At 64.3% G+C, this 26634-nt stretch carries 26 protein-coding genes; 18 read left to right on the plus strand and 8 right to left on the minus strand.

The genetic code is table 11. From position 1 onward, the window contains the following. Positions 1–24: 24 nt before the first annotated feature. The 6 genes from upp to ACMGE0_RS16395 form a co-directional block, all read right to left on the minus strand. On the minus strand, positions 25–654 hold the full coding sequence (gene upp, locus ACMGE0_RS16370) for a uracil phosphoribosyltransferase (protein WP_037159594.1): 630 nt from the start codon (positions 652–654) through the stop codon (positions 25–27). 104 nt (positions 655–758) lie between these two features. Continuing rightward, the gene (locus ACMGE0_RS16375; protein ID WP_436816931.1) at positions 759–1769 is read right to left on the minus strand and encodes an adenosine deaminase; all 1011 of its coding nucleotides are present in this window, start codon (positions 1767–1769) and stop codon (positions 759–761) included. Next, the gene (locus ACMGE0_RS16380) at positions 1766–2986 is read right to left on the minus strand and encodes a phosphopentomutase (protein ID WP_436816932.1); all 1221 of its coding nucleotides are present in this window, start codon (positions 2984–2986) and stop codon (positions 1766–1768) included. The genes ACMGE0_RS16375 and ACMGE0_RS16380 overlap by 4 nt, the downstream gene beginning before the upstream one ends. 108 nt (positions 2987–3094) lie before the next feature. Then, entirely contained in the window at positions 3095–3688 is a 594-nt protein-coding gene (locus tag ACMGE0_RS16385) for a TadE/TadG family type IV pilus assembly protein (RefSeq protein WP_436816933.1), read from the minus strand. Continuing rightward, the gene (locus tag ACMGE0_RS16390) at positions 3688–4296 is read right to left on the minus strand and encodes a TadE/TadG family type IV pilus assembly protein (RefSeq protein ID WP_436816934.1); all 609 of its coding nucleotides are present in this window, start codon (positions 4294–4296) and stop codon (positions 3688–3690) included. The genes ACMGE0_RS16385 and ACMGE0_RS16390 overlap by 1 nt, the downstream gene beginning before the upstream one ends. Positions 4297–4395: 99 nt before the next feature. Further along, a complete protein-coding gene (locus tag ACMGE0_RS16395) occupies positions 4396–4809 on the minus strand; it encodes a pilus assembly protein N-terminal domain-containing protein (RefSeq protein WP_436816935.1) in 414 nt (137 codons plus the stop codon). A 401-nt stretch (positions 4810–5210) separates the two neighbouring features. Between ACMGE0_RS16395 and ACMGE0_RS16400 the strand changes: the two genes are divergently transcribed. The 9 genes from ACMGE0_RS16400 to ACMGE0_RS16440 all read left to right on the plus strand — a co-directional run bounded on the left by ACMGE0_RS16400 (position 5211) and on the right by ACMGE0_RS16440 (position 14109). After that, positions 5211–5408: a Flp family type IVb pilin gene (locus ACMGE0_RS16400; protein ID WP_436816936.1), complete on the plus strand. Its 198-nt coding sequence runs from the start codon at positions 5211–5213 to the stop codon at positions 5406–5408. A gap of 123 nt (positions 5409–5531) precedes the next feature. After that, positions 5532–6047 carry an A24 family peptidase gene (locus tag ACMGE0_RS16405; protein WP_436817004.1) on the plus strand — a complete coding sequence of 172 codons (516 nt, stop codon included), beginning with the start codon at positions 5532–5534 and terminating at the stop codon, positions 6045–6047. Positions 6048–6159: 112 nt separating this feature from the next. Beyond that, positions 6160–6966, plus strand: coding sequence for a Flp pilus assembly protein CpaB (gene cpaB / locus ACMGE0_RS16410; protein WP_436816937.1), 807 nt, complete (start codon positions 6160–6162; stop codon positions 6964–6966). Beyond that, positions 6963–8534 carry a type II and III secretion system protein family protein gene (locus ACMGE0_RS16415; protein WP_436816938.1) on the plus strand — a complete coding sequence of 524 codons (1572 nt, stop codon included), beginning with the start codon at positions 6963–6965 and terminating at the stop codon, positions 8532–8534. Before cpaB ends, ACMGE0_RS16415 begins: the two co-directional genes overlap by 4 nt. A 52-nt stretch (positions 8535–8586) precedes the next feature. Then, positions 8587–9264: a CpaD family pilus assembly protein gene (locus tag ACMGE0_RS16420; protein WP_436816939.1), complete on the plus strand. Its 678-nt coding sequence runs from the start codon at positions 8587–8589 to the stop codon at positions 9262–9264. 20 nt (positions 9265–9284) lie between these two features. Then, entirely contained in the window at positions 9285–10580 is a 1296-nt protein-coding gene (locus ACMGE0_RS16425; protein WP_436816940.1) for a CpaE/TadZ family protein, read from the plus strand. 15 nt (positions 10581–10595) lie between these two features. Then, positions 10596–12095 (plus strand): TadA family conjugal transfer-associated ATPase, encoded by a 1500-nt coding sequence (locus ACMGE0_RS16430; RefSeq protein ID WP_436816941.1) that lies wholly within the window; start codon positions 10596–10598, stop codon positions 12093–12095. A gap of 12 nt (positions 12096–12107) precedes the next feature. Further along, positions 12108–13121 (plus strand): type II secretion system F family protein, encoded by a 1014-nt coding sequence (locus ACMGE0_RS16435; RefSeq protein WP_436816942.1) that lies wholly within the window; start codon positions 12108–12110, stop codon positions 13119–13121. 10 nt (positions 13122–13131) lie between these two features. Next, positions 13132–14109 carry a type II secretion system F family protein gene (locus ACMGE0_RS16440; RefSeq protein WP_436816943.1) on the plus strand — a complete coding sequence of 326 codons (978 nt, stop codon included), beginning with the start codon at positions 13132–13134 and terminating at the stop codon, positions 14107–14109. A gap of 59 nt (positions 14110–14168) precedes the next feature. On the opposite strand, the gene ACMGE0_RS16445 is transcribed toward ACMGE0_RS16440, so the two are convergent. Both ACMGE0_RS16445 and ACMGE0_RS16450 read right to left on the minus strand, forming a co-directional pair. Then, positions 14169–14726 (minus strand): dual specificity protein phosphatase family protein, encoded by a 558-nt coding sequence (locus tag ACMGE0_RS16445; protein ID WP_436816944.1) that lies wholly within the window; start codon positions 14724–14726, stop codon positions 14169–14171. Between the two features lie 329 nt (positions 14727–15055). After that, positions 15056–15892 carry a tetratricopeptide repeat protein gene (locus tag ACMGE0_RS16450; protein WP_436816945.1) on the minus strand — a complete coding sequence of 279 codons (837 nt, stop codon included), beginning with the start codon at positions 15890–15892 and terminating at the stop codon, positions 15056–15058. Between the two features lie 139 nt (positions 15893–16031). Here ACMGE0_RS16450 and ACMGE0_RS16455 point away from each other — a divergent pair, with 139 nt between their 5' ends. The 9 genes from ACMGE0_RS16455 to ACMGE0_RS16495 all read left to right on the plus strand — a co-directional run bounded on the left by ACMGE0_RS16455 (position 16032) and on the right by ACMGE0_RS16495 (position 25904). Then, positions 16032–17435 (plus strand): leucyl aminopeptidase family protein, encoded by a 1404-nt coding sequence (locus ACMGE0_RS16455; RefSeq protein ID WP_436816946.1) that lies wholly within the window; start codon positions 16032–16034, stop codon positions 17433–17435. 69 nt (positions 17436–17504) lie between these two features. Further along, entirely contained in the window at positions 17505–17855 is a 351-nt protein-coding gene (locus tag ACMGE0_RS16460; protein WP_436817005.1) for a MarR family transcriptional regulator, read from the plus strand. Positions 17856–17858: 3 nt separating this feature from the next. Further along, a complete protein-coding gene (locus ACMGE0_RS16465) occupies positions 17859–18710 on the plus strand; it encodes a C40 family peptidase (RefSeq protein WP_436816947.1) in 852 nt (283 codons plus the stop codon). Between the two features lie 102 nt (positions 18711–18812). Next, positions 18813–19175, plus strand: coding sequence for a hypothetical protein (locus ACMGE0_RS16470; RefSeq protein ID WP_436816948.1), 363 nt, complete (start codon positions 18813–18815; stop codon positions 19173–19175). A 154-nt stretch (positions 19176–19329) separates the two neighbouring features. After that, positions 19330–20478 (plus strand): isovaleryl-CoA dehydrogenase, encoded by a 1149-nt coding sequence (locus ACMGE0_RS16475; protein WP_436817006.1) that lies wholly within the window; start codon positions 19330–19332, stop codon positions 20476–20478. After that, positions 20478–22085: a carboxyl transferase domain-containing protein gene (locus tag ACMGE0_RS16480; RefSeq protein ID WP_436816949.1), complete on the plus strand. Its 1608-nt coding sequence runs from the start codon at positions 20478–20480 to the stop codon at positions 22083–22085. Before ACMGE0_RS16475 ends, ACMGE0_RS16480 begins: the two co-directional genes overlap by 1 nt. Before the next feature lie 183 nt (positions 22086–22268). Further along, positions 22269–24263 (plus strand): acetyl/propionyl/methylcrotonyl-CoA carboxylase subunit alpha, encoded by a 1995-nt coding sequence (locus tag ACMGE0_RS16485; protein ID WP_436816950.1) that lies wholly within the window; start codon positions 22269–22271, stop codon positions 24261–24263. Then, positions 24256–25113: a hydroxymethylglutaryl-CoA lyase gene (locus tag ACMGE0_RS16490; RefSeq protein ID WP_436816951.1), complete on the plus strand. Its 858-nt coding sequence runs from the start codon at positions 24256–24258 to the stop codon at positions 25111–25113. Before ACMGE0_RS16485 ends, ACMGE0_RS16490 begins: the two co-directional genes overlap by 8 nt. Beyond that, positions 25113–25904: a crotonase/enoyl-CoA hydratase family protein gene (locus tag ACMGE0_RS16495; RefSeq protein WP_436816952.1), complete on the plus strand. Its 792-nt coding sequence runs from the start codon at positions 25113–25115 to the stop codon at positions 25902–25904. The genes ACMGE0_RS16490 and ACMGE0_RS16495 overlap by 1 nt, the downstream gene beginning before the upstream one ends. Positions 25905–26634: the final 730 nt, after the last annotated feature.

Genomic DNA, 26634 nt, shown 5'->3' on the forward strand with positions numbered 1-26634 from the left:
TCGTCCCTCGCGGACGCAAGCTTGTTACTTCGTCCCGTACATGCGGTCGCCCGCGTCGCCGAGCCCGGGCACGATATAGCCCTTCTCGTTGAGGTGGCTGTCGATCGCGGCGGTATAGATCTTCACGTCCGGATGCGCGCCCTGGAAATTCTTGATGCCTTCCGGCGCGGCGAGCAGGCAGAGGAAGCGGATGTTGTGGGCGCCGCGCTCCTTCAGCTTGTCCACCGCCGCGATCGAGGAATTGCCGGTCGCAAGCATGGGATCGACCACGATGATGAGGCGTTCGGCAATGTCTTCCGGTGCCTTGAAGTAATATTCGACGGGCTGCAGCGTCTCGTGGTCGCGATAGACGCCGATATGCGAGACGCGTGCCGAAGGCACCAGTTCGAGCATGCCTTCCAGAAGCCCGTTGCCGGCGCGCAGGATCGAGGCGAAGACGAGCTTCTTGCCTTCGACGACCGGCGCCTGCATTTCGGTGAGCGGCGTCTCGATCGTCTCCATGGTGAGTTCGAGATCGCGGGTCACCTCGTAGCAGAGCAGCATGGAGATCTCGCGCAGCAGACGCCGGAAACCGGCGGTCGAGGTTTCCTTCTTGCGCATGATCGTCAGCTTGTGCTGCACCAGCGGGTGATCGATGACAGTGACGCCGTCCATGAGCTTCCCCTCGTTCTTGCCTGTGTCTCTTCTCTTTTGAGGAAAAAGGCAGGTTTCGCAAGCCGCCTGAAGCGTTTCAGCCCCTCATCCCCAATCTCGGCAGTTCAAGCCTGCGCGTCGAACCGGGCCAGCAGCTTCGTCCGCGTCTTTTCGTCCACGAAGGCCGCCTCGATCGCCGTGCGCGTCATGGCGTCGATCTCGGCATCGGAGAGACCCATGTCCCTCGCGGCGATCTCGTATTCGCGTTCGAGCGACGTATGGAAGAACGGCGGATCGTCGGAATTGAGGCAGACGCGCACGCCGGCAGCTTTGAGCCGTTTCAGCGGATGGCTGCCGAAATCCGGAAACACCTTCAAGGCGATGTTCGAGCCCGGGCAGACCTCCAGCACGGTGCCGATCTCGGCGAGCCGTTCCACGAGCGCCGGATCCTCGATCGCCCGCACCCCGTGGCCGATCCGCGACGGCTTCACGAGATCGAGCGCGTCGGAAACGCTGAAGGCGCCGCAGACCTCGCCCGCATGGACGGTGAGGCCGAGCCCCGCATCGCGGGCGATGTCGAAGGCGCGGGCATAGTCGGCGACGCGGCCCATCCGCTCTTCGCCGGCCATGTTGAAGCCGGTCACCAGCGGGTTCTTCGCTCTTGCGGCATATTCGGCGGCGGAAATCACGCGGTCCGGCCCGAAATGCCGTTCGCCGGTGACGATGATGCGCGCCTCGATGCCCGTCTTCTCGCGTGCCGCGTGGATGCCGTCCGCGACGCCGGCGAGATAGGCGTCGGCGCCGAGGCCGATCCGGTCGCCATGGTCCGGCGAAACGATGATCTCGCTGTAGATCGTGTTGGCTGCGGCAAGTTCCAGAAGATAGGTCTCGGTGAGCAGCGCGTAATCGTCGGCCGTCCTGAAAAGCGCTGCGACGGCGTCGTAGCAGACGAGGAACTCGGAAAAATCCGACCAGATATAGGCGCCGTCGCGCAGGATATGGCTCGTGTCGACGCCGTATTTGCGTGCCTGGGCCTTGGCGAGCGCCGGCGGCGCGGCCCCCTCCAGATGGCAGTGGATTTCGGCCTTCAGGAGCTGCGCGGTCCTGGAGTGCCCGCTCGAAGCAAACTCTGTCAAAGGAAACTCCGTCCGTGCGGGCCTGCCGGGATCGACAGATGGGCGGCGATGGTCTCGGCGATATCCGCATAGGTGGGCCTGATGCCGATCGAGCGGGAGCGGATGCCCGGGCCGAAGGCCATGATCGGCACGCGTTCGCGGGTATGGTCCGTGCCGCGCCAGGTCGGATCGCAGCCGTGGTCGGCGGTGAGGATGACGAGATCGCCGGATTTCAGCCTGCGGTGGATGTCCGGCAGCGCGAGGTCGAAGGCTTCGAGCGCCGCCGCATAGCCCGGCACGTCGCGGCGGTGGCCGTAGAGCATGTCGAAATCGACGAAATTGGTGAAGACGAGATCGCCGTCCGCCGCTTCGTCCATGGCGGCGAGCGTCGCTTCCATCAGGGCCGCGTTGCCGTTCGCCTTGATGACGCGGGAAACGCCCTGATGGGCGAAGATGTCGCCGATCTTGCCGACCGCATGCACCGAACGGCCCTCCTCGACGAGCCGGTCGAGAAGCGTCGGTTCCGGCGGGGGGACGGAGAAGTCGCGCCGGTTGCCGGTGCGCTCGAACGTTTCGGACGTCTCGCCGGTGAAGGGTCGCGCGATCACCCGTCCGATGTTCAGCGGGTCGAGCAGGCCGCGCACCACCTGGCAGAGCTCGATCAGCCGCTCCAGGCCGAAATGCTTCTCATGCGCGGCGATCTGGAAGACGGAGTCGCTCGACGTGTAGCAGATCGGTTTTTTGGTGCGGATATGCTCTTCGCCGAGCCTGGCGATGATCTCGGTGCCGGAAGCGTGGCAGTTGCCGAGAATGCCCGGAATGTCGCCCTCCCGGCAGATTGCCTCGACGAGCTCGGGGGCAAACGCATCGCCCTCGCTCGGGAAATAGCCCCAGTCGAACATGACGGGCGTGCCGGCGATCTCCCAATGGCCGGAAGGCGTGTCCTTGCCGCGGGAGATCTCGTCTGCCGCGCCGTGCAGGCCGAAGACCCGCTCGGGCATCGGCATGCCGATCGGATAGTCGCCGGTGGCGAGCTTGGCGATTTCCAGAAGACCGAGGGAGGACATGTTCGGCAGGTGCAGAGGGCCTTCCCTCAAGCCCGCCCGGTCGCCGATCCCCGCGGCGCAGAATTCCGCGATATGGCCGAGCGTGTTGGAGCCCAGATCGCCGTACTCTTCCCCGTCGCGGGCGCCGCCCACGCCGAAGGAGTCGAGAACGAATAGGAATGCGCTTGCCATGGTCACCCGAAGTGTAGATATCGTCCGCCGCCGTCTTCCGACCGGCGTGAATCGAGACTCATATAACCGCAGGCTTAAATTGGCAAAGGGGCGGCGTGTCGGCGGCGTTCAGCAATTGGTGCAGGCAATGCTGCTTCCGAGGCGCTGGCGGTAGAAATATTCCCGCGCAATGGTGATGTTCTGCAGGCTTGTCGGCATCGCGCCCGACATGAACATCAGCAATTCGTGGGAGACCGAGACCTCCGAACGGATGAGGAAGGAATTGGCCGCGCGCATTTCCGTCGGGACGTTGACGGGCGAGCCGACCGCATAGGGAGGCGTATTGGAGCCGTTCCACGACCAGGCGACGGTGGGATTGCCGCTGGCGTCGAGTGTCACGCCGGTGATCTTGATGCTCAGGTCGTCCGCCGCATAGGGGAAGAAAAGGCTGTTGGTCACATCCTGTGTCGTCGCCAGGAATGCTTTGTCCACGCTCGTCTGCTGGGTCACGAGGTCGGCGATCGCGCTGGCGCTGCGGGTGACCCGCTTGGAAACGCTGAGGCCGATCGTGATCTCGAAGGAGGTGATGTAGAGGCTGAGGAGCAGCGGCGCGATCAGCGCGAACTCGACGGCGCCGACGCCGCGCCGGTCGGAGGCGAGCCTTCTGAGCCGCGCCAGGAAGCCCTCGGATGACGCCCGCAACTGGAAGTCCTGCTTTTCCATCACGGATAATCCTCGTTCCGGAAGGCGGATGTCTCCACGATCAGAAAGTAGCTCGGGTGGCTGCCGCCGGGCCGCACGTTGCCGACAAAGGGCCTGATGAGATCGGTGATGACGTCCCAGTGATAATAGGCGCGCACCATGTTGACGCTCTTGGCAGGTCCCGGCGCATAGCCAAAGGAGGAGGGGTCCACGTCGCCGGTCGCGTCGAAGGGAATGCTGCGCGGTATGTCGGCAAAGTTCGGGAAGCTGCGGACGTCGAGTTGAAGCTTGTCCGGAGTGGCGATTTCCTGCTCGCTGCATCTGATCATGATCGAAATTTCGTCGCAGAAGGCGCGCCGGAATTGGGTCGCGTTCGTGTTGGCGGCGGTGATGCTGCCGGTCCTGACCTTGCGTGCCATCGTATCGACGGCGTTTGCCACCACCTGTTCGCCCGTATAGGCGATGAAGGTCTCGACGGTCGCGAAGATGATCATGAAATAGGGAATGGCGAGCAGCGCGAATTCTATCGCCGCGGCGCCGTCGCGCGAGCGGAAGATCCGCCGCCACGCCGCCTTGCCCTTAGCAGGCACGGCGGCTCCGCTTCTGGTATCGTCATGATCCTGGCACATGGTTTCCGTCCGGCAGCCCTTTGAGTGCCGCGGATCGTACGGGCGGATTGTTGAGATTCCGTTGCTCGGATCGTCGGGAATTTAGCGGTCTGTCCCCGATCAGGGCGAAGCGTTGTTCTGGAACTCCGCGTGCTGCTCGCAATTGGGCGTGCAGGAGAGGATGGAGCGGTCCGTCTGCCGGAAGACGCGGACGGTATTGCCCTCGTCGATGGAGACGAGGATGCGTTCGTCGGCGATCGCGTTGCCCTCCGCGTCGAGCAGGACGAGATTGGTCGTGCCGAAGCTGCGGCCCGTCAGAACGATCGTGGTGGAATCCGCAACGGTGGCGTCGGCGACGTTCGAATTGCCGACGATGACCTTGCTGACCGGCCTGTCGAGCTTCAGCACGCGCGCGTGATTCATAAAGACGCGCAGGAGATCGGTCTCCTGCTCCTGCGCCGCAGCCTGCCCGGTACCGGCAAGGACGAGGCCGCAAAGGGCGACAAGTCGGACCATGACGGTACGGAACGGCATTGGGGCGGCCTTGGGTGCGGTTGTTGTGCGCCAAGAATGGATGCGATTGGTGAATGAACGGTTAAGTGGCACATTCGCGTGCTCTTGATCTCTTCTTAACCTTTTCCGATTGCCCGGAACCCCGATGGAAAAGTCCGGCGTTTTTTGGCGTCCAAATGCCGGTTAAGGTGCTACGGAAAAAGTTATATTAGCGAATTGAGAATGGCCGGGCGCCGCATGAAAATGCCGGCATTTTTCTTTGCGTTTCATTTACTACGCAACCGGGCAATCGCTCATTAACCGGTTGTTAACAGCATTCCTTAAGCCGATGGCAATCGTCCGTCGGTAGGTTGTCCCCATCCGAACAGCGGAAACAGTTGTCGGGAAGTGCTGAACAACAAATGTCGAACTAGGAGAGTTCCATGTCCAAGATTTTCGCCCGTTTCCTGAAAGATGAATCCGGCGCGACCGCCATCGAATACGGTCTGATCGCTGCGCTCATCTCCGTCGCCCTGATCACCGGCGCCACCACGCTCGGTACGCAGCTTGACGCTACGTTCACTGCCATCTCCGGCGAGATGACGACTGCGGCAGGCGCCGCCGGCAACGCCGGCAACTAAGCCTGTCAGTTTGACCGCAATTCGAAGCCGCCCATATCGGGCGGCTTTATGCGTTCCATGTCGGGTAGGTTCTGGCCGTCACCGACAGCCACACTCAAAGAAAAGAGGGGATGCATGGCAAACATGGTGGTTGCGGCTCTGGTTTTGAGCATTCTCCCGCTCGGGCTGGCGATCGCCGCCGTCAGCGATCTATTCACCATGACGATCCCCAATCGGGTGTCGGCCGCTCTTCTGGCGGGCTTCCTCGTCCTTGCACCGCTTGCGGGCCTGCCATGGCCGGAAATCGGCATGAGCCTCGTTGCCGGCCTTGCCGTCTTCGGCGTCTGCTTCGCGCTGTTTGCAGTCAACGTCATGGGCGGCGGCGATGCCAAGCTGCTGACTGCCGCGGCCGTCTGGTACGGCTTCAATACGTCGCTTCTCGCCTTCCTGGTCACCGTCGGTTATGTCGGCGGCGCCGTCACCCTGGTTTTCCTTCTGCTGCGCTCCCGGTCGAACTGGGTTCTGGCCATGGGAATTCCTCTGCCGGCCTCGATGGTCACGGCCAAAAAGATCCCTTACGGCATCGCGATCGCCATTGCGGGCTTCCTGACCTTCGGGCAGGCGCCGATCTATTTACTTGCCATGAATGCTTTCCGTTAAGCATCTGGCGGGCGGAAAGATTGCGTTAACCAGAATTGTAAGCTTCTCATTAACTATAATTACACCATTGAAGGCCATTCTCCGGAGGAATTAAGCCCCTCAAGGAATGGCCATGAAGCCGACCCGTATCATCATTCTCGCGGTAGCCGTGGTGGCGGCGGGCCTTGCCGGCCTGCTGGCGGTGCGCATTTCCGGCAAGAAAGCCCCGGAACTGGTGGAAACCGTCATCCAGAGGGAGCCGACGGTTAAGGTTCTCGTGTCCGCCGAAAACCTGCCCGTCGGCAGCCGCCTGAGCGACAAGGCCATGGAATGGATGTCCTGGCCGAAGAACGGCGTGGTGGAGGGCTTCATCACCGATGCGGCGCGGCCGAATGCCGTCGCCGAACTGCAGGGCGTCGTGGTGCGCATGCCGATGTTCAAGGGCGAGCCGGTCCGCGCCGAAAAAATCGCCGATTCGTCGAGCCGGGTCATGTCCTCGCTGCTGCCGTCCGGAAAACGTGCCGTCGCCACCGAGATTTCGGTTGCGACCGGCGCCGGCGGCTTCGTTCTGCCGAACGACCGCGTCGACATCATCATGGTGCGCCAGAACAAGGACGGCGGCGGCTACATCACCGAGAACATTCTGAACAACATCCGGGTGCTGGCGATCGACCAGCAGATCCAGGAGAGCGAGGACGGCAAGAAGGCGGTCGTCGGCACCACGGCGACGCTCGAACTGACGCCGGATCAGGCCAAGGTCATCGCGGTCGCCCAGCAGATGGCGGAGCGGCTGACGCTCGCGCTTCGCTCGGTGGCGGATTCGCAGGAAGCCGATACCGCGGCGGCGGATTACCTTCTGCATGGCGGCGACGGCAAGGCGGATATCCAGGTCATAAAATCGGGCGCCCTGGTCAAGGAAACGGCGGTGCAGGCGAGATGAGCGGGGGCATTCAAGTGAGCGGTCTGAAACGCAGGATTCGTAGCTCGGCGGCGGCGGGCGTGGCTTTCTGCCTCGCCTTTTCCGGTGTTCCGGTCCATGTCGCTCCGATCGATCTCGCGCCGGCGCAGGCTTTTGCCACGGATACCAGCGTCGTGCGCATCATCGACGGCGGCCCGGGCGTCCGCAAGCGGCTGCAGCTCGGCCTCAACAAGGCGCTCGTCGTCGATCTTCCGGCCGATGCCCATGACATTCTCGTCGCCGACCCCACCATGGCCGATGCCGTGACGCGTACCTCCCGGCGCATCTACCTCTTCGGCAAGACCGTCGGCCAGACGAATATCTTCGTCTTCGGATCCCACGGCGAGGAGATCGTCAGCCTGGACGTGGAGATCGAGCGGGATATCTCGGGCCTGCAGCAGAACCTGCGCCGTTTCCTGCCGGAGTCCGATATCAAGGTCGAGATCATCTCCGACAACATCGTGCTGTCCGGCACTGTCCGCACCCCGCAGGATTCGGCCCAGGCGGAAAGGCTCGCCAACGCCTTCCTGAAGGGCGGTGAAGCGACGACCCGGAACATCACCGTGCAGGGCAACAACGGCGACGGCGACATCTTCGCCGAAGACCGCCAGGTCTCCCAGATCGTCAATCTGCTGACGATCGAGGGCGAGGATCAGGTCACGCTGAAGGTGACCGTCGCGGAAGTGAGCCGCCAGGTGCTGAAGCAGCTCGGCTTCAACGGCTCCGTATCGGGATCCGACGGATCGATCGCTTTCTCCAATCCGGCCAATCTGGGCAATGCGGTCAACACTTTCGGCATGGCGAACCTGGCCGGTACGATCGGCAATATCAGCCTTGCCACCTATATGAACGCCATGGAGCAAGCGGGCGTCATGCGCACGCTCGCCGAACCCAGCCTGACGGCGATCTCCGGCCAGCAGGCGAAATTCTACGTCGGCGGCGAGTTCCGCCTGCCTGCCGAGCAGGAGGTGAGCTTCGACGAGGAAACGGGGCGCCCCGCGGTCACCCGGACGGTCAACTCGGTGGATTACGGTATCGAGCTCAACTTCAAGCCCATCGTGCTCTCTCCGGGCCGGATCAGTCTGAATATCGAGACGAACGTCTCCGAGCCGACCTACGAGGGCTCGGTCACCACCGGCAACGGAAGCTCGCTGCAGATCCAGGGCAACACCTACATGTCGATCCGCAAGCGCGAGGCCTCGACCACCGTCGAGCTGCCCTCCGGCGGCTCGATCGTCATCGCCGGTCTTGTGCAGGACAATATCCGCCAGGCCATGTCCGGCGTCCCGGGCATTTCCAAGGTTCCGGTCCTCGGCACCCTCTTCCGCAGCAAGGATTTCATGCGCAACGAGACCGAACTCGTCATCATCGCGACGCCCTACCTCGTTCGTCCCGTCGCCCGCAGCGAAATCGCGCGGCCGGATGACAACTTCAATCCGGAAAACGACGCAGCCACCTTCTTCCTGAACCGCGTGAACAAGATCTACGGCCGCAAGGAGCCCGTCGCGGCGGGCCGGTATCACGGCGCGGTCGGCTTTATCTACAAGTGAGCGGTCATTGGCCATGGAAACGCAGAAAATCTCCGCCGAAGGACAGGATGTCATGACCAGGAGCCCGACCAGGTCCCGCCGCCGCAGGATCGCCGCATTGGGCGCGCTCGCGGCATCCGCGATGCTTCTCTCGGCCTGCGGCAACGGGCAGCTCACCACCGGCTCGATCCCCGACGACTACCGCACCCGCCACCCGATCGTGCTGGCGGAGGGGGAATATACGCTCGATGTTCCGATCGCGTCGGGCGATGTCCGCCTGACCACCGGGATGAAGGACACGGTGCGCGGTTTCGCCCAGAATTTCCTGGCGTCGCCGGCCGGCGTGGTCCAGATTCAGGTGCCGCACGGTTCCTACAATGCCGGCGCGGCCCAGCGTCTGGCGGGCGACATACGCCGCACGCTTGCCGACGCGGGCGTCAAGCCGCACAAGATCCTGATGACGGGCTATGCGGCCGCTCCCACCGGCGATGCCGCCCCCATCCGCCTTGCTTTCGTGACGACCAAGGCGATGACGGGCCAGTGCGGCGAATGGCCGGCGGACCTGTCGGACAACACGTTCGGCAACAGGAACTGGTACAATTTCGGCTGCGCCAGCCAGAACAACCTCGCAGCCCAGGTCGCCAATCCTACCGATCTCATCGCACCGCGCGGCGTGACGCCGATCGACGCCACCCAGCGCGCCAAGGTCATCAGCGACTACCGCACCGGCGGCAGCAGCAGCGATCAATAGGCAGAGGAGCGGAGAAGACGATGAGCGCGATCAACTACGAAATCCGCACTCCCGGCGAGGACGAACGGTTTGCCGAGGAGGCCGACCGTCCGGGTGATTTCGACGCGCTGCGGCCGTTCCCGCGCATCTCGATCCATGCGTTTTGCGAAAGCGAACCGATGCAGCGGACGATGGACCGCATGGCGCGCGATCGCCGCATGGCCAAAGTCAATCTGCGTGTGACGGTCGGCAGCACGGCGGCCGCCGCCAACATGTTCACGTCCGCCCCGACACCCAACCTGATCATCCTGGAGACGGAGGCCGATCCCAAGAACCTCCTCGAAGAGCTGACCCCGCTCGCGGAAGTCTGCGATCCCTCGACAAGGGTCATCATCGTCGGCCGCTACAACGACATCGCGCTTTATCGCGAGCTGATCCGCAACGGCATTTCCGAATATCTCGTCGGCCCGGTGCAGATGCCGGACATGCTGGCTTCGATCGCCGCGATCTTCGTCGATCCGGAAGCCGAGCCGCTCGGCAGGTCGATCGCCTTCATCGGCGCCAAGGGCGGCGTCGGCTCGTCCACCATTGCGCACAACTGCGCCTTCGGCATTTCGAGCCTGTTCTCGACCGAAACCATTCTCGCCGATCTCGATCTTCCCTTCGGCACCGCCAATATCGATTTCGACCAGGATCCGGCACAGGGCATTGCCGAGGCGGTCTTCGCGCCCGAGCGTCTCGACGAAGTCTTCCTCGACCGCCTGCTCACCAAATGCTCCGAACATCTGTCGCTGCTCGCGGCACCCTCGCTGCTCGACCGCGCCTACGATTTCGATCGCGGCGCCTTCACGCCGATCATCGAGCTCCTGCAGCGCAGCGCGCCGGTCGCGGTGCTCGATCTCCCGCATGGCTGGACGGAATGGACCCGGGCGGTGCTTGCGGAAGTCGACGAGGTGGTGATCTCGGCCGTTCCCGATCTGGCCAACCTCCGCAACACCAAGAACATGATCGATGCGCTGAAGAAGCTCAGGCCGAACGATCGGGCGCCGCATCTCATCCTCAATCAGGTCGGAATGCCGAAGCGTCCGGAGATCGCGCCGGCGGATTTCATCGAGCCTCTGGAGATCGAGCCGATCGCCATCCTGCCCTTCGACGTGCAGCTCTTCGGCAATGCGGCCAATAGCGGCCGCATGGTTTCAGAGATCGATGCGAAGTCCCCCGCCGCCGAAACCTTCTCGCAGATCGCCCACGTCGTCACGGGCCGCGTGGCGGTGAAGAAGGCGAAGAAGGGCGGGCTCGGCAATATCTTCGGAATGCTGTCCCGCAAGAAAGCATAGCAGCAGGAAACCGGTATGTTTGGAAAACGCGGAAACGAAGGATTTGGGAAAAGCACGGCCGGCCTCGCGCCGCCGCCGGCTGCCGCACCCGTTCCGGCCGCGCCTGCCATGGCGAAGCCTGCGGCGCCGGAAATCCTCGCCGAGCCTGGGCGCGATCCGGCCGGTCCGCGCCAGACGGTTTCGCCGCCGCCGCTTGCCGCGCAGCCCGCGGCCCGCAAGCGGCCGGTGCGCACCGAGCTTTATTACGACACCAAGAGCCAGGTTTTTTCCGCGCTGATCGACACGATCGATCTTTCCCAGCTCGCCAAGCTCGATGCCGAGAGCGCGCGCGAGGAAATACGCGATATCGTCAACGACATCATCACCATCAAGAATTTCGCGATGTCGATCTCCGAGCAGGAAGAACTGCTCGAGGACATCTGCAACGACGTTCTGGGTTACGGTCCGCTGGAGCCGCTGCTCGCGCGCGACGACATCGCCGACATCATGGTCAACGGCGCCGGGCAGACCTTCATCGAAGTCGGCGGCAAGACGATCGAATCCGACATCCGCTTCCGCGACAACGCACAGCTCCTGTCGATCTGCCAGCGCATCGTCAGCCAGGTCGGCCGCCGCGTCGACGAGAGCTCGCCGATCTGCGATGCGCGCCTGCCGGACGGCTCCCGCGTCAACGTCATCGCTCCGCCGCTCGCGATCGACGGACCGGCGCTCACTATCCGCAAGTTCAAGAAGGACAAGCTGAACCTCGACCAGCTCGTGAAATTCGGGGCGATCACCCCGGAAGGCGCTGTCCTCCTGCAAATCATCGGCCGAGTCCGTTGCAATGTCGTCATCTCCGGCGGCACGGGCTCGGGCAAGACGACGCTGCTCAATTGCCTGACGCGCTATATCGATGCGGACGAACGCGTCATCACCTGCGAGGACACGGCCGAACTGCAGCTCCAGCAGCCGCATGTGGTGCGGCTCGAAACCCGTCCGCCGAACATCGAAGGCGAGGGCGAGATCACCATGCGCGATCTCGTCAAGAACTGCCTGCGCATGCGCCCGGAACGCATCATCGTCGGCGAAGTGCGCGGGTCGGAGGTCTTCGATCTGCTCCAGGCGATGAACACCGGCCACGACGGTTCGATGGGCACGATCCATGCCAACACGCCGCGCGAATGCCTGAGCCGCATGGAATCGATGATCGCCATGGGCGGCTATTCGCTGCCGGCCAAGACCGTGCGCGAGATCATCACCGGCTCGATCGACATCATCATCCAGGCCGCCCGGCTGCGCGACGGTTCGCGCCGCATCACCCAGATTACCGAGGTGATCGGGATGGAAGGCGACGTGATCGTCACCCAGGACCTGATGCGCTACGAGATCGAGGGCGAGGATGCGTCCGGCCGTCTGATCGGCCGGCATATGTCGACGGGCATCGTCAAGCCGCATTTCTGGGATCGCGCCCGTTACTACAACGAGGAACGGCGTCTCGCGGCGGCGCTCGATGCGATGGAACGGACGAAGGACTGAGGAGAACGCTCCATGTTCGGGCTGGATATCACGATCGTGGCGATTGTCGCCCTGGTGGCAATCGCCGCCGCGGCGGTCTGTTACGGCCTGCTGTTCTCCCGCATGGAAGTCGAAAAGAAGACCGGCACGCGGCTCAGCCGGGTGAAGGCCGCGGAAACCGATCTCGCCAAGGTCAAGGCTGCGCGTGACCGCGTGCAGGAACTCTCCAAGCGCCGCAAATCCGTGCAGGATTCGCTGAAGGACCTCGAGAAGAAGCAGGAAGAGAAGAACAGGAAGATGGGCGACGGCAGCTTGAAGTCCAAGCTCGCCCAGACGGGATTGTCCCTCTCGATCGGCCGCTTCTATCTGTTCAGCGCTCTTTTCGGCCTCTTCATCTTCCTCGTCGTCCTGATCGCCGGCCTGCCGCTGCTTGCCGCCGCAGGCGCTGCTTTCGTCTGCGCCCTCGGCTTGCCGCGCTGGGTGATCGGCTATCTGGTCAAGCGCCGCCAGAGGAAATTCCTTGAGGAGTTTCCGAACGCGCTCGACGTGATGGTGCGCTCGATCAAATCCGGCCTGCCGATCAACGACGCGCTCCGCCTGATCGCTTCCGACGGTCAGGAACCGGTGAAGGCGGAGTTCCGTCGCGTGGTGGAATCCCAGCAGGTGGGTTTGAGCATTCCCGAGGCCTGCACCCGCATGATGACGACCATGCCGCTGCCGGAGGTGAATTTCTTTTCCATCGTCATCACCATCCAGAGCCAGGCAGGCGGCAATCTGTCGGAAGCGATCGGCAACCTCTCCAAGGTGTTGCGCGACCGCAAGAAGATGAAGGCCAAGGTAAACGCCCTTTCCATGGAGGCGAAGGCCTCGGCCGTCATCATCGGCGCTCTGCCCTTCATCGTGTCGTTGCTCGTCTACATCACCTCGCCCGCATATATCTCGATCCTCTTCACCGATCCGCGCGGCCACCTGATCCTTTTGGCTTCCGGCGTCTGGATGTCGATCGGCATCTTCGTGATGCGCAACATGATCAATTTCGATATCTGAGGAGGGAGCCATGAAGGAACTTGCCGCAGCGCTCACCGACCCGGCCACGCTCATGGCCTTTCTTGTGGCGGTGGCGGTCTTCGCGACCCTCTACACCCTGGCGAGCCCGTTTCTCGAAAAAGGCAATCTCGACAAGCGCATGAAGGCGGTTTCGACGGAGCGCGAGCAGATCCGCGCCCGCGAGCGTGCCCGCATGAATGCCGAACAGTCGAAGACGTCGCTGCGCGCCCAGAACAACCAGTCGGTCCGGCAGATCGTCGAGCGGTTCAACCTGCGCAAGGCGCTGGTGGACGACAAGACGGTCAACAAGCTGCGTGCCGCGGGCCTCCGGTCGCAGAACGCCCTCAACATCTTCCTGCTGGCGCGCTTCCTGCTGCCCTTCGTTTTCCTGGCGGTCGCCGTCGTCTGGATCTTCGTGCTCGGCAACCTCGCGTCCCGGCCGTTCCCGGTCCGGATGCTGGCGGCGATCGTCGCCGCCTATATCGGCTTCTACGCGCCGAACATCTATGTCACGAACCTGATGAACAAGCGCCAGGCCTCCATCAAGCGTGCCTGGCCGGATGCGCTCGACCTGATGCTGATCTGCGTCGAATCGGGGATTTCGATGGAAGCGGCCATGCGCCGCGTCGCCGAGGAAATGGCGCATCAGTCGCCGCCGCTTGCCGAGGAAATGGTGCTGACGACGGCGGAGCTCTCCTTCCTGCAGGATCGCCGCACGGCGCTCGAAAACCTCGGGATTCGCACCCAGCTCGACGGGGTGAGGTCCGTCACCCAGGCGCTCATCCAGGCCGAGCGTTACGGCACGCCGATCGCCCAGGCATTGCGCGTGCTGGCCCAGGAGGGCCGCGACGAGCGGATGAACGAGGCGGAGAAGAAGGCGGCCGCGCTGCCGCCGAAGCTCACCGTTCCGATGATCCTGTTCTTCCTGCCGGTGCTGATCGCCGTCATTCTCGGCCCTGCCGGCATTCAGGTTGCCGACAAGTTCTGAAGCATGTCGCGCAGAAGTGTGCCGCGGCTTTCCGATAACGGCATGCGGAAAACAGGGAATCAGCTCGGCAGGCCGAAAACCTTCTCAAGCCCTTCCCAGGTCTCGTCCATCGCGTAGCCGCGCAGGAAGGGCAGCCCGACATGCCCGTAGATCAGCGAAAGCTGCAGTTCGGCCGTCTCCTCGCCCACATTGGCGATCTGCTGCAGGTAGATGACCGATGCAAGCCCGGTGCGGTCGGCGCCCGCCAGGCAATGGATGAGGATGGGTTTGGGAGCGTCGCGGAGGATGGCGATCAGCCGCTGGCTTTCTTCGTTGGTGAGTTCGCGCCCGGCGGACATGCGAAAATCGATATGCTCCACGGCGAGCCGCTGGGTCACCGCGACCTCGTCCTTGTACCAGGGGCGCTGGCTTTCGCCGCGCAGATTGACGACGGTCTTGATGCCGTATCGCGTCAGATAGTCCGCAAGTGCGGCCGGCGAGGGTTGCGCAGACCGGTAGAGTTGCCCCGGCAGGACTTCATGGAAATTCCCCCTGAGCTGCAGAATGCCGAGATAGGCTCCGATCGAAAGCAGGGAAGCTCCGACCAGGATTCCCGACCGCCTCAAGAATGCGCGCATGAAACCACCGTCCCGTTTGTTCCCCAAGCGGATCATACGCAATTGCGGCAATTTTAGAATGGTTCTCGATTGCCGGTTCTCTTTTTCGGCCGTGCCGCCGAAAGGCTCCGGGTGAACCCATCCTGAACTGCGATTTCAGCCCGCATTCAGGGGTGTTTCCGCATGCTCTCCGTCATGGCGCGAATCCGGCCGGCGGGCCGGGAACGCCGGATGAATTCGGAGGATATCACGATGTTGGCAAGGCTTTGCATAAACCTCATCCTGATCGGTGGCATCATCACCGTGGTCACGCGCCTGTTGTAGGTGCGCCTTTCATCCACGGGCGCCGGTCAGTTGGTGGCGGTCGGTTTTGCCTTGCCGTCCTTTTCGGCGAGCTTGGCCCAGGAATTCTGCTGCGAAAGCATCGAGCGGAGATAGGTGACGTTCGCGTCCGCCTGCTGCTGGGAAAGCTCCCGGCGGGCGATTTCTTCGGCTTCCGCGAAACGGCCCTGCAGTCCGACGACGAGCGCGAGGTTCTGGCGCACCCGGCTGTCGGCCTCCGGCTGGCCGGCGGCGTTGCGCATATAGGTTTCCGCCGTCCTGAGGTCGCCGGAGAGCACGTAGGACATGCCGAGATTGGAGATGACCGTCGGTTCGTTCGGCTGCGCGTCGAGCGCCAGCCGGTATTTCCGGCGGGCTTCTTCAGAGCGGCCGAGCTGGTCGAGCACGGCGCCTTCCGCCGAATAGAGCCGCCAGTCGGGACGGTCCGGCGTCTGCGCCCGGTTGATGGTGGCGAGCGCCTGTTCGAGCTGGCCTGCGGCGGCCTGCGCCTTGCCGTAGGCGGCGAGCACCTCCCGATCGGTCGGATGGGCGATCGCCACCTGCTGCATCACCGCAAGGGCCTGGCCGTTCTTGCCCGTCATGCCGAGCACGCTCGCGTATTGCAGGCCGATATTCCGGTCTTTCGGGTTGCGGGCATAGGCGGCGCCGATCGATCTTTCCGCGCTGGAGAGCTCGGTTGCGTTCATCGTTTCGAGCGATGCGGTGGAGACCCTCGTCGGGATCGAACCCGTCGTCTGCACGTCCCGTTTCGTGGCGCAGCCCGCCGCCGAAAGCATCAGGAGCGCGATCGCGGCGGTCCGGGCGAGGGAGGTCTTGCGGAACGTCAGGGCTGCGGAAGCGGGCATGGGGCGGTCTCGTTGGTCCGATGCCGCTGCCTCGATCGGGCGGCGGGCATATAGCGCATTTCCACTCCAGCAATAAACTGTTAACCCTAACGGACCGTTAAGACGAACGATTCCAAAAGCTTCCGAAGGCCGCTCCCCAATGACTGCGACAACCCCCTACCGATATATCGACCGCCCCTCTGCCTTCAGCGCCGAAGGGGCGGCGGCGAAACCGGTCCATGCCGTGACCCCCGCCGATCTGGAGGCGGGAAAGCTTGATGCCGCGGCACTTGCCTGGGCGAAGGCCGCGGGGTTCAAGGCGGAAGCGGGCGCATTCCTTCTCGTGCCGGATGGGAACGGTGATATCGGCTGTGCCTTCTTCGGTCTCGGCAACGATCCTTCGGAAGCGCCCTTCATCACCGGCAGGCTTTCGAAATTGCTGCCGCCCGGCGACTGGCGCGTCGAAACGCCGGCCCTTTCCCCCGAACACATCGCGCTTGGCCACGGCCTCGGCACCTACGGCTTCAACCGTTACAAGTCCGACAAGCCCAAGGACGTCCGGCTTTCGATCCCGGCTTCGGTCGATGCCGCTGATGTCGCGCGCCAGCTTGCCGGCGTCTTCCTGGCGCGTGACCTCGTCAACGTGCCCACCAACGAGATGGGGCCGGTCGAGCTGGAAGCCGCCTTCCGGGCGCTCGGCGAGCATTATGGCGCGACCGTCACCTCTGTCGTCGGCGAGGATCTGCTGGCGCAGAGTTTCCCGCTCGTCCACACGGTCGGCCGGGCGAGCGTTTCGCCGCCGCGGCTGCTCGAACTGCGCTGGGGCGAAAAGGGACATCCGCGCGTGACGCTGGTCGGCAAGGGCGTCTGCTTCGACACCGGCGGCCTCGACATCAAGGGCGCCGCCAACATGGCGCTGATGAAGAAGGACATGGGCGGCGCGGCAAACGTCATGGGCCTGGCGCTGATGATCATGGATGCCGGCCTCAAGGTCGATCTGCAGGTCCTGGTGCCGGCGGTCGAGAATTCGATCTCCGGCAATGCCTTCCGCCCCGGCGATATCTATAAAAGCCGCAAGGGCCTCACGGTGCAGATCGACAATACGGATGCGGAAGGTCGCCTCATTCTGGCCGATGCGCTCGCCTATGCGGACGAGACCCCGCCGGACCTGATGGTCGACATGTCGACGTTGACGGGCGCCGCCCGCGTGGCACTCGGCACCGAGCTCGCCCCCTATTTCACCGATGACGAGGAGCTTGCGGTAAAGCTCATGGAGGCGGCGCGTGCGGAGGCCGATCCCATGTGGCGCCTGCCCCTCTGGATGGGCTACGACAAGGATATCCGCTCCCGCGCCGCCGATATCACCAATGCGCCATCCGGCGGCATGGCCGGCGCCATCACCGCGGGGCTTTTCCTCAAGCGGTTCGTCACCGCAACGAAAAGCTGGGTGCATTTCGATATCTACGCCTGGGTGTTGACTGAGAAGCCGCACGCGCCGGTCGGCGGCGAAGCCTTCGCCATCCGTGCGCTCTACAGGGTAATCCGCGATATGGCGGCGAAATAAATCGGGTCCGAAACGAACGGGTAAGACCTTGGGTTCTAAAATTCGCGGGATTTTGAACCGAGGGGCATGATGCCGGTTGAACTGACCGCGACGGAAGCGCTGGGGCTTTGGCACAGGGTTGCGCTGGAGCAGGTGCGGCATGACGGGCGCGATCTGACATTGCGCCAGATGTCCATCCTGCTGCATATTTACCTCGTGCCGCCGCCGCATACGGTCAGGGGGCTTGCCGCCACGCTCGGCGTCACCAAGCCGGTCATCACCCGCGCGCTGGACACGATGGGCGAGATGGGCCTTGTGGAGCGTGAGCGCGACGAACGCGACCGCCGCAACGTGGTGATCAAGCGCACGGTCGCCGGTGCGCTTTTTCTCGAAAAGCTGGGCGACCTGATCATCCGCGAAGGCCGCAGGTCTGGATTTTGAAGAATGACGAAACTGCTCGACAGACGCCTGCATGCCTTCCGCCCCGATCTCGCCGACGAGACCCTGAGGGGCAGCGTCGAAGCCGAAAACTTTGTCCGCGGCGAGCCCGCCCGCATCGCCGTCCCGGTGGCGCAGCTTCGCCCGGCGCCGGACTTGTCGCGCGGCATCGATACCGAGCTGCTCCTGGGCGAGACGGTGCGTGTCTTCGACCGCGCCGACGGCTTTGCCTGGGTGCAGGCCGATCAGGACGGTTATGTCGGCTATCTGCCGGAGGCCATGCTAGGTGCGCCGGAAGAGCCGACGCACCGGATCGCTGTACCCCGCACGTTTCTTTATCCGGAAGCGGAGCTTCGCAAGCCGCCGCTCGCGGCGCTTTCGATCGGCAGCCGCATCACCGTCGCTGGCGAGGCGGAAACCCGCGGCACCCGTTATTTCGTGCTCTCGGACGGCGGCGCGGTGATTGCCGGCCATTGCCTGCCCGTCTCCGAGACCATGGGCGCGGATTACGTCGCCGTGGCGGAAAAATTCGTCGAGACGCCCTATCTCTGGGGCGGCCGCTCCGGCTTCGGGCTCGATTGCTCCGCCCTTGTCCAACTGTCCCTGATGATGGTCGGCAAGTCCGCGCCCCGCGATTCCGACATGCAGGCTTCATTCGGCTTTGCCATCGCCCGTGAGGAACTTCGTCGCGGCGACCTCGTTTTCTGGAAAGGCCATGTGGGAATCATGGAAAGCGAGGAGACGCTTCTCCATGCCAATGGCCACACGATGAGCGTCGCGCGTGAGGATTTCGAGGCGGCTGTGAAGCGCATCGGCTGGCTCTACGAACAGCCGACCGGCTATCGCCGTTTGGGATAAGTCATGATGATCACGCAAACGTGGGCTGCGGCCCATAGTATCGAACGCCCGTCGTCCATATTTTGGATTCGTCCGCTGGCTTCGCGGACGAGGAGTCGATTGATGCTCAAGGGTGCATGGATATTGCCGGCCGTGATGCTCGTGGCGTTGGTCATCGCCGCGCTTTTCCCCATGGACGTATTCGCGGCCGAGCGGGATGAGTTCCGCAGGATGCAACCCACTCATTTCAAGAATCTGCCGGGTGTCGTGCCGGAACAGGAACGGGTCCGGAAGGACGCCTATCGCTGTTCCAGCGACATCGAATATGTCTATCGTCATCGCGGCAGGTACGACATCCTTTATGGCGACAGCATGCCGACCCGCATCTACCGCTGCGAGACGGACAGCGGTGTGACCTATACCGGCACCCAGATGCCGAACACCCAATGGGTGCCGGGTCTCAATCCGCATCATCTGCCGAAGTAACGGCAATCTTTTTTCAAGGACGGCGTGGCGGAAGACCGTATCTTGCGATCTTGCAGAGGTGCGGTTGCAGCCATTGACGGCCTGCGTCTTCCGCCCCACAACTTCCTGATGGAAATCTGGTGCACCGGGAGGAGACGAGGTGTTCCACGCAAGCATGAATTTCGCGCTCGGCGAGGAGGTCGAGGCCGTGCGCGACACCGTCCACCGTTTCGCGCAGGAAAAGCTGGCTCCGCGGGCGGACGAAATCGACCGCAGCAACGAATTCGCCCGTGATCTCTGGCCGGAACTCGGCGCGCTCGGCCTGCTCGGCATGACGGCCGATCCGGATTTCGGCGGCTCGGGGCTCGGTTATCTCGCCCATGTGGTGGCGGTGGAGGAATTGGCCCGCGCTTCGGCTTCGACCTCGCTGAGCTACGGCGCCCATTCCAACCTCTGCGTCAATCAGATCAACCGTACCGGCAACGCCGAGCAGAAGGCCCGGTACCTGCCGAAGCTCTGCTCGGGAGAGCATGTCGGCGCGCTCGCCATGTCGGAACCGGGGGCGGGGTCCGACGTGGTCTCGATGAAGCTCCGCGCCGAAAAGCGCGGCGCCAGCTATGTGCTCAACGGCAGCAAGATGTGGATCACCAACGGCCCGGATGCGGACGTGCTGGTGGTCTATGCCAAGACCGATCCGGAAGCGGGGCCGAAGGGCATCACGGCCTTCCTCATCGAAAAGGGGTTCAAGGGCTTCTCGACCGCCCAGAAGCTCGACAAGCTCGGCATGCGCGGCTCCAACACCTGCGAGCTGGTCTTCCAGGATTGCGAAGTGCCGGCCGAAAACGTCATGGGCACCAAAGGCGGCGGAGTGCGCGTGCTGATGTCGGGGCTCGATTACGAACGGGTCGTTCTTGCCGGCATCGGGGTCGGCATCATGCATGCCTGCCTCGACGTGGTCATGCCTTACGTTCACGAGCGAAAGCAGTTCGGCCAGCCGATCGGCGAGTTCCAGCTCATCCAGGCGAAGGTCGCCGACATGTACACGGCGATGAATTCCGCCCGCGCCTATGTCTATGCTGTGGCTTCCGCCTGCGACCGCGGTCAGGTGACGCGGCAGGATGCCGCCGCCTGCTGCCTCTATGCCTCCGAACAGGCGACCCTGCAGGCGCTGCAGGCGATCCAGGTGCTCGGCGGCAACGGCTATATCAATGACAATTCCACCGGCCGGCTGCTGCGCGACGCCAAGCTGATGGAGATCGGCGCCGGCACGTCGGAGATCCGCCGCATGCTGATCGGCCGCGAACTCTTCCGGGAAACCGCCTGATGGCTGTGCTTCGCTCGCAGGTCAATCTGAGAAGTGAGGAGGCCGAAGCCAATCGGACGGCCATGCAGGCGAAGCTTGCCGAAGTGGAGGCCGCCGTTGCATTGGCCGAAGCCGGTGGCGGCGAGGAGGCGAGGGCGCGGCATGTGAAGCGCGGCAAGCTTCTGCCGCGCGAGCGCATCGCCCGGCTTTTGGATCACGGCTCGCCCTTCCTCGAAGTGGGAGCCACCGCCGCGCACGGGCTTTACGGCGGCGCGAGCCCGTCCGCCGGCATCGTCACCGGCATCGGCCGCATCGAGGGCCGTGAGGTGATGATCGTCGCCAACGACGCGACGGTGAAGGGCGGTACCTATTATCCGATGACGGTGAAGAAGCATCTGCGCGCCCAGGAGATCGCCGAGGAGAACCGGCTGCCCTGCGTCTACCTGGTCGATTCCGGCGGTGCCAACCTGCCGAACCAGGACGAGGTTTTTCCCGACCGCGATCACTTCGGGCGCATCTTCTACAATCAGGCCCGCATGTCCGCCAAGGGCATCGCCCAGATCGCGGCCGTCATGGGGTCCTGCACGGCGGGCGGCGCCTATGTGCCGGCCATGTCGGACGAGGCGATCATCGTCAAGGATCAAGGCACGATCTTCCTCGCCGGTCCGCCGCTCGTCAAGGCGGCGACAGGCGAGGCGGTGAGCGCCGAGGATCTGGGCGGCGGCGATGTCCACACGCGGCTTTCCGGCGTCGCCGATCATCTCGCCCGCGATGACACCCATGCGCTGGCCCTGGTCCGCCGCGCCGTCGCCGGGCTCAACACGCGCAAGCCGGAAACGGTCGTCCTCGAAAAACCGGAGGAACCGCTCCACGATCCGGAAGAGATCGCCGCGATCGTCCCGGCGTCATTATCGACGCCCTACGACATCCGCGAAGTGATCGCCCGGGTGGTGGACGGGTCCCGTTTCGACGAGTTCAAGGCGCGCTTCGGCACCACGCTCGTCTGCGGTTTCGCACATGTCTTCGGTATCCCGGTCGGTATTGTCGCCAACAACGGCGTGCTCTTCTCCGAAAGCGCGCAGAAGGGGGCGCATTTTATCGAGCTTTGCTCGCAACGAAGAATCCCGCTGGTTTTCCTGCAGAACATCACCGGCTTCATGGTCGGCCGGCGATATGAGGCCGAAGGCATTGCCAAGCACGGCGCCAAGCTGGTGACGGCGGTTGCCACCACCTCCGTGCCGAAGGTGACGATCCTCGTCGGCGGCTCCTTCGGCGCCGGCAATTACGGCATGGCGGGCCGGGCCTATTCGCCGCGCTTCCTCTGGACCTGGCCGAACAGCCGCATCTCCGTCATGGGCGGCCCCCAGGCGGCCGGCGTGCTGGCGACCGTCCGGCGCGAGGCGATCGAACGCGGCGGCAAGACTTGGAGCGCGGAAGAGGAGGCGGCCTTCAAGCAGCCGGTGCTCGACCAGTTCGAGGAACAGAGCCATCCGCTTTATGCTTCCGCACGCCTCTGGGACGACGGCATCATCCACCCGGCAAGGACGCGCCAGGTTCTGGGCTTAAGCCTTTCCGCTGCACTGAACGCGCCGATCGAGGACACACGCTTCGGCGTGTTCCGGATGTGAGGGGATGATGATCAATTTCTCAAACCCCCTCTGGCCTGCCGGCCATCTCCCCCACAAGGGGGGAGAAGACTCGCGGTGCCGTCCGGGCAACCATCGACGACGAGCGTGGCGGGTTAAGCCCCTCCCCCTTGTGGGGAGGGGTTGGGGAGGGGACTTCCGGTCCACACATTCGGGGACCCCCCGATGCTGAAAAAGGTCCTCATCGCCAATCGCGGCGAGATCGCCTGCCGCATCGTTCGCACCTGCCACAAGCTGGGTATCGCAACTGTCGCTGTCTATTCCGATGCGGACCGCGATGCGCTGCATGTCTCGGTTGCCGGCGAGGCGGTCCATATCGGCCCGTCGCCTGCGGCCGAAAGCTATCTGCGCGGCGATGTCATCATCGACGCGGCACTCAGGACCGGGGCCGACGCCATCCATCCCGGCTACGGCTTCCTCTCGGAAAATCCGGATTTCGCCGAAGCGGTCGCGGCCGCCGGCCTTCGCTTCATCGGCCCGCCGCCCGCGGCCATCCGTGCGATGGGCCTGAAGGACGCCGCCAAGGCACTGATGGAAAAGGCGGGCGTTCCCGTCGTGCCGGGTTATCACGGGCCGGAACAGGATCCGGATTTTCTGCTGGCCGAGGCGGGGCGCATCGGCTTCCCGGTTCTCGTCAAGGCGCGCGCCGGCGGCGGCGGCAAGGGCATGCGGCGGGTGGAAAACGCAGCCGGCTTCAAGGACGCGCTCGCTTCGGCCCAGCGCGAGGCGCAAGCCGCCTTCGGCGACGCCGCCTGCCTGATCGAGAAATACATCGCCCATCCGCGCCATATCGAGATCCAGGTCTTCGGCGACGACCACGGCAATGTCGTGCATCTCTTCGAGCGCGACTGTTCCCTCCAGCGCCGCCACCAGAAGGTCATCGAGGAGGCGCCGGCCCCCGGCATGCCGGAGGAGATGCGCCGCGCCATGGGCGAGGCGGCGGTGAGGGCCGCTCAGACGATCGGCTATTCCGGCGCCGGAACGATCGAATTCATCGCCGATGCCTCCGAAGGGCTGAAGCCGGACCGCTTCTGGTTCATGGAGATGAACACGCGCCTGCAGGTCGAGCATCCGGTGACGGAGGCGATCACCGGCGCCGATCTGGTCGAATGGCAGCTTCGCGTGGCGTCCGGCGAGCCGCTGCCGAAGCGGCAGGACGAGCTTTCGATCTCCGGCTGGGCCTTCGAGGCGCGGGTTTATGCCGAGGATGCCGAGCGGGGCTTCCTGCCCGCCACCGGCCGGCTTGCCCATCTCGATCTGCCCGAGGCTCTCGCCCGTATCGACAGCGGCGTGCGGGGCGGCGACCGTATCTCGCCCTTCTACGATCCGATGATCGCCAAGATCGTCACACATGGCGCCGATCGCTCCACCGCTTTGGCCCGCCTCTCCGGCGCCTTGGCGGAAGTCCGCGCCACTGGCGTCACGACCAATGCGGCATTCCTTCGCCGGCTAACGGGCCAGCCCGATTTCGCCGAGGGCAGGCCGGATACGGGGCTGATCGATCGCCATCTTGCCGAACTGACGATGGTGCATGCGGCTCCTTCCGAGATTGTCGCCCTGGCCGCTCTCGTCCTTTCCGGGGCTCTGGAGCCGCAGGCCTCGAACGATCCCTGGGCAAGCTTACCCGGCTTCCGGTTGTGGTCGGAAGCGTCCGATTTCGTCGATCTGGAGCATCGCGGCCAGCATCTGCCGGTTTCGTTCACGACAGGGAGCGAGGGCATCTATCGGGCTGCCCTCGGCGACAAGGGCATCGAGCTTCGCCTGTCCCGTTCCGGCGATGCCTGTCTGCTGGAGGTCGACGGCTGCCGGCGGCGGGTCCAGGCGGTCCGCGGCGAGCGGGACGTCACGATCTTCCGCGATGGCGAAAGCTGGCATTTCGGCGTCTTCGACCCGCTTGCCGGCGAGGACGAGGCGGCAGGCGGCGGCGACCGTGTCATCGCGCCGATGCCGGGCCTCGTGAAACTGCTGCGTGCCGCGCCGGGCGCCGTTGTGGCAAAGGGCGAGACGCTGGCGGTCATGGAGGCCATGAAGATGGAGCTGACGCTTTCCGCGCCGCGCGACGGAAAGATCGCCGATGTGTTGGTCTCGGAAGGCGAGCAGGTGCTGGAAGGCGCCGTGCTGCTGACGCTGGAGCCGCCCCCGGGGGCAGAGCATGGCTGAATTCGTCCGCATCCACGAGGTCGGCCCGCGCGACGGGCTGCAGAACGAGAAGCGGATCATCTCCGCTGCCGACAAGATCCGGCTTGTCGATCTTCTTTCCGCCTGCGGTTTCGAAAAGATCGAGGTGACGAGTTTCGTGCGCGCCGACCGGGTGCCGCAGATGGCCGATGGCGCCGAGGTCATGGCCGGCATCGCCCGCCAGCCGGGGACGCTCTACACGGTGCTGACCCCGAATATGCGCGGCTACGAAGCCGCCCGCACCGCAAAGGCGGATGAGGTCGCGGTGTTTGCGTCCGCCTCCGAAGGCTTCAGCCGTCACAACATCAATTGCAGCATCGCCGAAAGTTTCGAGCGTTTCGCCCCCTTGGTCGAGAAGGCCGGGGCGGACGGCGTTCCGGTCAGGGGCTATGTCTCCTGCGTCGTCGATTGTCCCTATGATGGTCCGACGCCGCCAAGGCAGGTGGCGAAGGTCGCTGCAAGGCTTTTCCGGCTCGGCTGCGCGGAGATCTCGCTCGGCGATACGATCGGCACCGGCACGCCCGAACGGGTCGCCGCGATGCTCGATGCGGTTCTGGAACATGTGCCGGCGGAACGGCTTGCGGGGCATTTCCACGACACCAGCGGCCGGGCGGTCGACAACATCACGGTCTCGCTTAAAAAGGGACTCAGGGTTTTCGATGCGGCGGCGGGCGGGCTCGGCGGCTGCCCTTTTGCGCCGGGCGCCGAAGGCAATGTCGCAACGGGCAAGACGGCCGGTCATCTGCAGGCACTCGGTTTCGAGACCCGCATCGACCGCGACCGGTTGGCGGCGGCGGAGGCTTTCGCCCGCGGTTTGAGGGGAGCGCGCTGATGAGCGGCTACAACACGCTGATGGTGGAGACGGACGCCCGCGGCGTCGCGACGCTGACGCTCGACCGGCCGGAAAAGCACAACGCGATGAACGCCGGGATGATCGACGAGCTGGCGGATGCGGCGGCGGGGCTCGCGGCGGACGAGGCGGTGCGGGTCGTGGTGCTGGCCGCCTCCGGGCCGACTTTCTGCGCAGGGGGCGACCTCTCCTGGATGCGCGACCAGGCGGCGAAGGACCGGCAGGGCAAGATCTGCGGCGCGACGGCGCTGGCGCTGATGCTGAAGGTGCTGGACGACCTGCCGAAACCGCTCGTCGGCCGGGTGCAGGGCAATGCCTTCGGCGGCGGCATCGGGCTGATGGCGGTCTGCGATATCGTCATCGCGGCGGAGAAGGCCGAGTTCGCGCTCACCGAAACGCGGCTCGGGCTCATTCCGGCGACCATCGGCCCCTATGTGGTCCGCCGCATCGGCGAGGGACATGCACGCCGGCTGTTCCTCAACGCCCGCCGCTTTGATGCGGCGGCGGCCCACAGGATCGGCCTCGTTTCCGTGGCCTGCCCGGCCGATGAACTCGATACGGCGGTGGAGGAGGAGGTTTCGGCCTTCCTCGATTGTGCTCCTGGCGCCGTCGCCAGCGCCAAGCGCCTCGTGCAGGACCTCGCCCGGCAGACGGTCGACGACCCGCTCGCCCATAGCGCCGGCCTGCTCGCGGACCGGTGGGAAAGCGCCGAAGGCCGCGCCGGCATCGAGGCCTTCCTGAACCGCCGGCCGATGCCCTGGGCGCCGAAGTGAACGGCGGTCGCCACTGCGCGATTTCATCGGACGGACTCCTCCCTTGGCGATCCTCGGGTCTCGCTACGCTCGCCCGAGGAGGACGAGGCGTTAGTCATCCTCGGGCTTGTCCCGAGGATCGGACGGGGCGCTGAAAGCTGCCTCTTAGGTTAGTTTAGTATGTGACACCTCTCAGCGCCCCGTTCGGCGGTTTTTATCCGCGACTCCGGTCCCTCTGCCGTGGCCGTTCCGGACGGTGTTCGTCTGACCTTGCGGACCACGGGCGGACCGACTTACCGCCAACAATCCGTTCGACCGCCGCCGGACTATCCGCTTACGCAGACGGACAAGAAGTCCGGCGAAACCATCCGTCGGGCCACCATGTGTGCCGCACAGGCACGCCCGGCGCGCGCTTTCGGGCATCGGAAGCGAAAAGGCCGGTCCGTAAACCTTCATCGCTTCTCCCGTGTCGCCGGAGGGAGACCATTTTCCGCGGACCCGGACGTTGAGGCTTTGCGTCTTATCCTCACCGTCCGCGCCGGCCCCGCCTCGCCAGAACGCCTTCCGGTGTATCCGAGAGCGGGACGGGGGAGATTGTAGGCATGAGGCGAGAGGGCGGGGATGAGAAAGAGGTCAAGTGATTGATAAAGCTGAGACGGGTTTGAGTTTTATCCATCGGTCCCGCTGGATGCCGCCACACCCCTCTGCCCTGCCGGGCATCTTTCCCTCAAAGAGGGAGATCGCAAACGGC

The sequence above is a fragment of the Neorhizobium descurainiae genome, assembly GCF_051400715.1.
In the GTDB taxonomy this organism is placed as follows: domain Bacteria; phylum Pseudomonadota; class Alphaproteobacteria; order Rhizobiales; family Rhizobiaceae; genus Neorhizobium.

Coding starts and splice junctions, on each gene's coding strand:
- ACMGE0_RS16450 (WP_436816945.1), bottom strand. CDS start 15,892: ATGCCCGCTTCCGCAGCCCTGACGTTCCGCAAGACCTCCCTCGCCCGG.
- ACMGE0_RS16390 (WP_436816934.1), bottom strand. CDS start 4,296: ATGTGCCAGGATCATGACGATACCAGAAGCGGAGCCGCCGTGCCTGCT.
- ACMGE0_RS16455 (WP_436816946.1), top strand. CDS start 16,032: ATGACTGCGACAACCCCCTACCGATATATCGACCGCCCCTCTGCCTTC.
- cpaB (WP_436816937.1), top strand. CDS start 6,160: ATGAAGCCGACCCGTATCATCATTCTCGCGGTAGCCGTGGTGGCGGCG.
- ACMGE0_RS16495 (WP_436816952.1), top strand. CDS start 25,113: ATGAGCGGCTACAACACGCTGATGGTGGAGACGGACGCCCGCGGCGTC.
- ACMGE0_RS16445 (WP_436816944.1), bottom strand. CDS start 14,726: ATGCGCGCATTCTTGAGGCGGTCGGGAATCCTGGTCGGAGCTTCCCTG.
- ACMGE0_RS16430 (WP_436816941.1), top strand. CDS start 10,596: ATGTTTGGAAAACGCGGAAACGAAGGATTTGGGAAAAGCACGGCCGGC.
- ACMGE0_RS16475 (WP_436817006.1), top strand. CDS start 19,330: ATGAATTTCGCGCTCGGCGAGGAGGTCGAGGCCGTGCGCGACACCGTC.
- ACMGE0_RS16490 (WP_436816951.1), top strand. CDS start 24,256: ATGGCTGAATTCGTCCGCATCCACGAGGTCGGCCCGCGCGACGGGCTG.
- ACMGE0_RS16485 (WP_436816950.1), top strand. CDS start 22,269: ATGCTGAAAAAGGTCCTCATCGCCAATCGCGGCGAGATCGCCTGCCGC.
- ACMGE0_RS16380 (WP_436816932.1), bottom strand. CDS start 2,986: ATGGCAAGCGCATTCCTATTCGTTCTCGACTCCTTCGGCGTGGGCGGC.
- ACMGE0_RS16400 (WP_436816936.1), top strand. CDS start 5,211: ATGTCCAAGATTTTCGCCCGTTTCCTGAAAGATGAATCCGGCGCGACC.
- ACMGE0_RS16465 (WP_436816947.1), top strand. CDS start 17,859: ATGACGAAACTGCTCGACAGACGCCTGCATGCCTTCCGCCCCGATCTC.
- ACMGE0_RS16440 (WP_436816943.1), top strand. CDS start 13,132: ATGAAGGAACTTGCCGCAGCGCTCACCGACCCGGCCACGCTCATGGCC.
- ACMGE0_RS16425 (WP_436816940.1), top strand. CDS start 9,285: ATGAGCGCGATCAACTACGAAATCCGCACTCCCGGCGAGGACGAACGG.
- ACMGE0_RS16480 (WP_436816949.1), top strand. CDS start 20,478: ATGGCTGTGCTTCGCTCGCAGGTCAATCTGAGAAGTGAGGAGGCCGAA.
- ACMGE0_RS16395 (WP_436816935.1), bottom strand. CDS start 4,809: ATGCCGTTCCGTACCGTCATGGTCCGACTTGTCGCCCTTTGCGGCCTC.
- ACMGE0_RS16470 (WP_436816948.1), top strand. CDS start 18,813: ATGCTCAAGGGTGCATGGATATTGCCGGCCGTGATGCTCGTGGCGTTG.
- ACMGE0_RS16405 (WP_436817004.1), top strand. CDS start 5,532: ATGGTGGTTGCGGCTCTGGTTTTGAGCATTCTCCCGCTCGGGCTGGCG.
- ACMGE0_RS16460 (WP_436817005.1), top strand. CDS start 17,505: ATGCCGGTTGAACTGACCGCGACGGAAGCGCTGGGGCTTTGGCACAGG.
- ACMGE0_RS16385 (WP_436816933.1), bottom strand. CDS start 3,688: ATGGAAAAGCAGGACTTCCAGTTGCGGGCGTCATCCGAGGGCTTCCTG.
- upp (WP_037159594.1), bottom strand. CDS start 654: ATGGACGGCGTCACTGTCATCGATCACCCGCTGGTGCAGCACAAGCTG.
- ACMGE0_RS16415 (WP_436816938.1), top strand. CDS start 6,963: ATGAGCGGGGGCATTCAAGTGAGCGGTCTGAAACGCAGGATTCGTAGC.
- ACMGE0_RS16435 (WP_436816942.1), top strand. CDS start 12,108: ATGTTCGGGCTGGATATCACGATCGTGGCGATTGTCGCCCTGGTGGCA.
- ACMGE0_RS16420 (WP_436816939.1), top strand. CDS start 8,587: ATGACCAGGAGCCCGACCAGGTCCCGCCGCCGCAGGATCGCCGCATTG.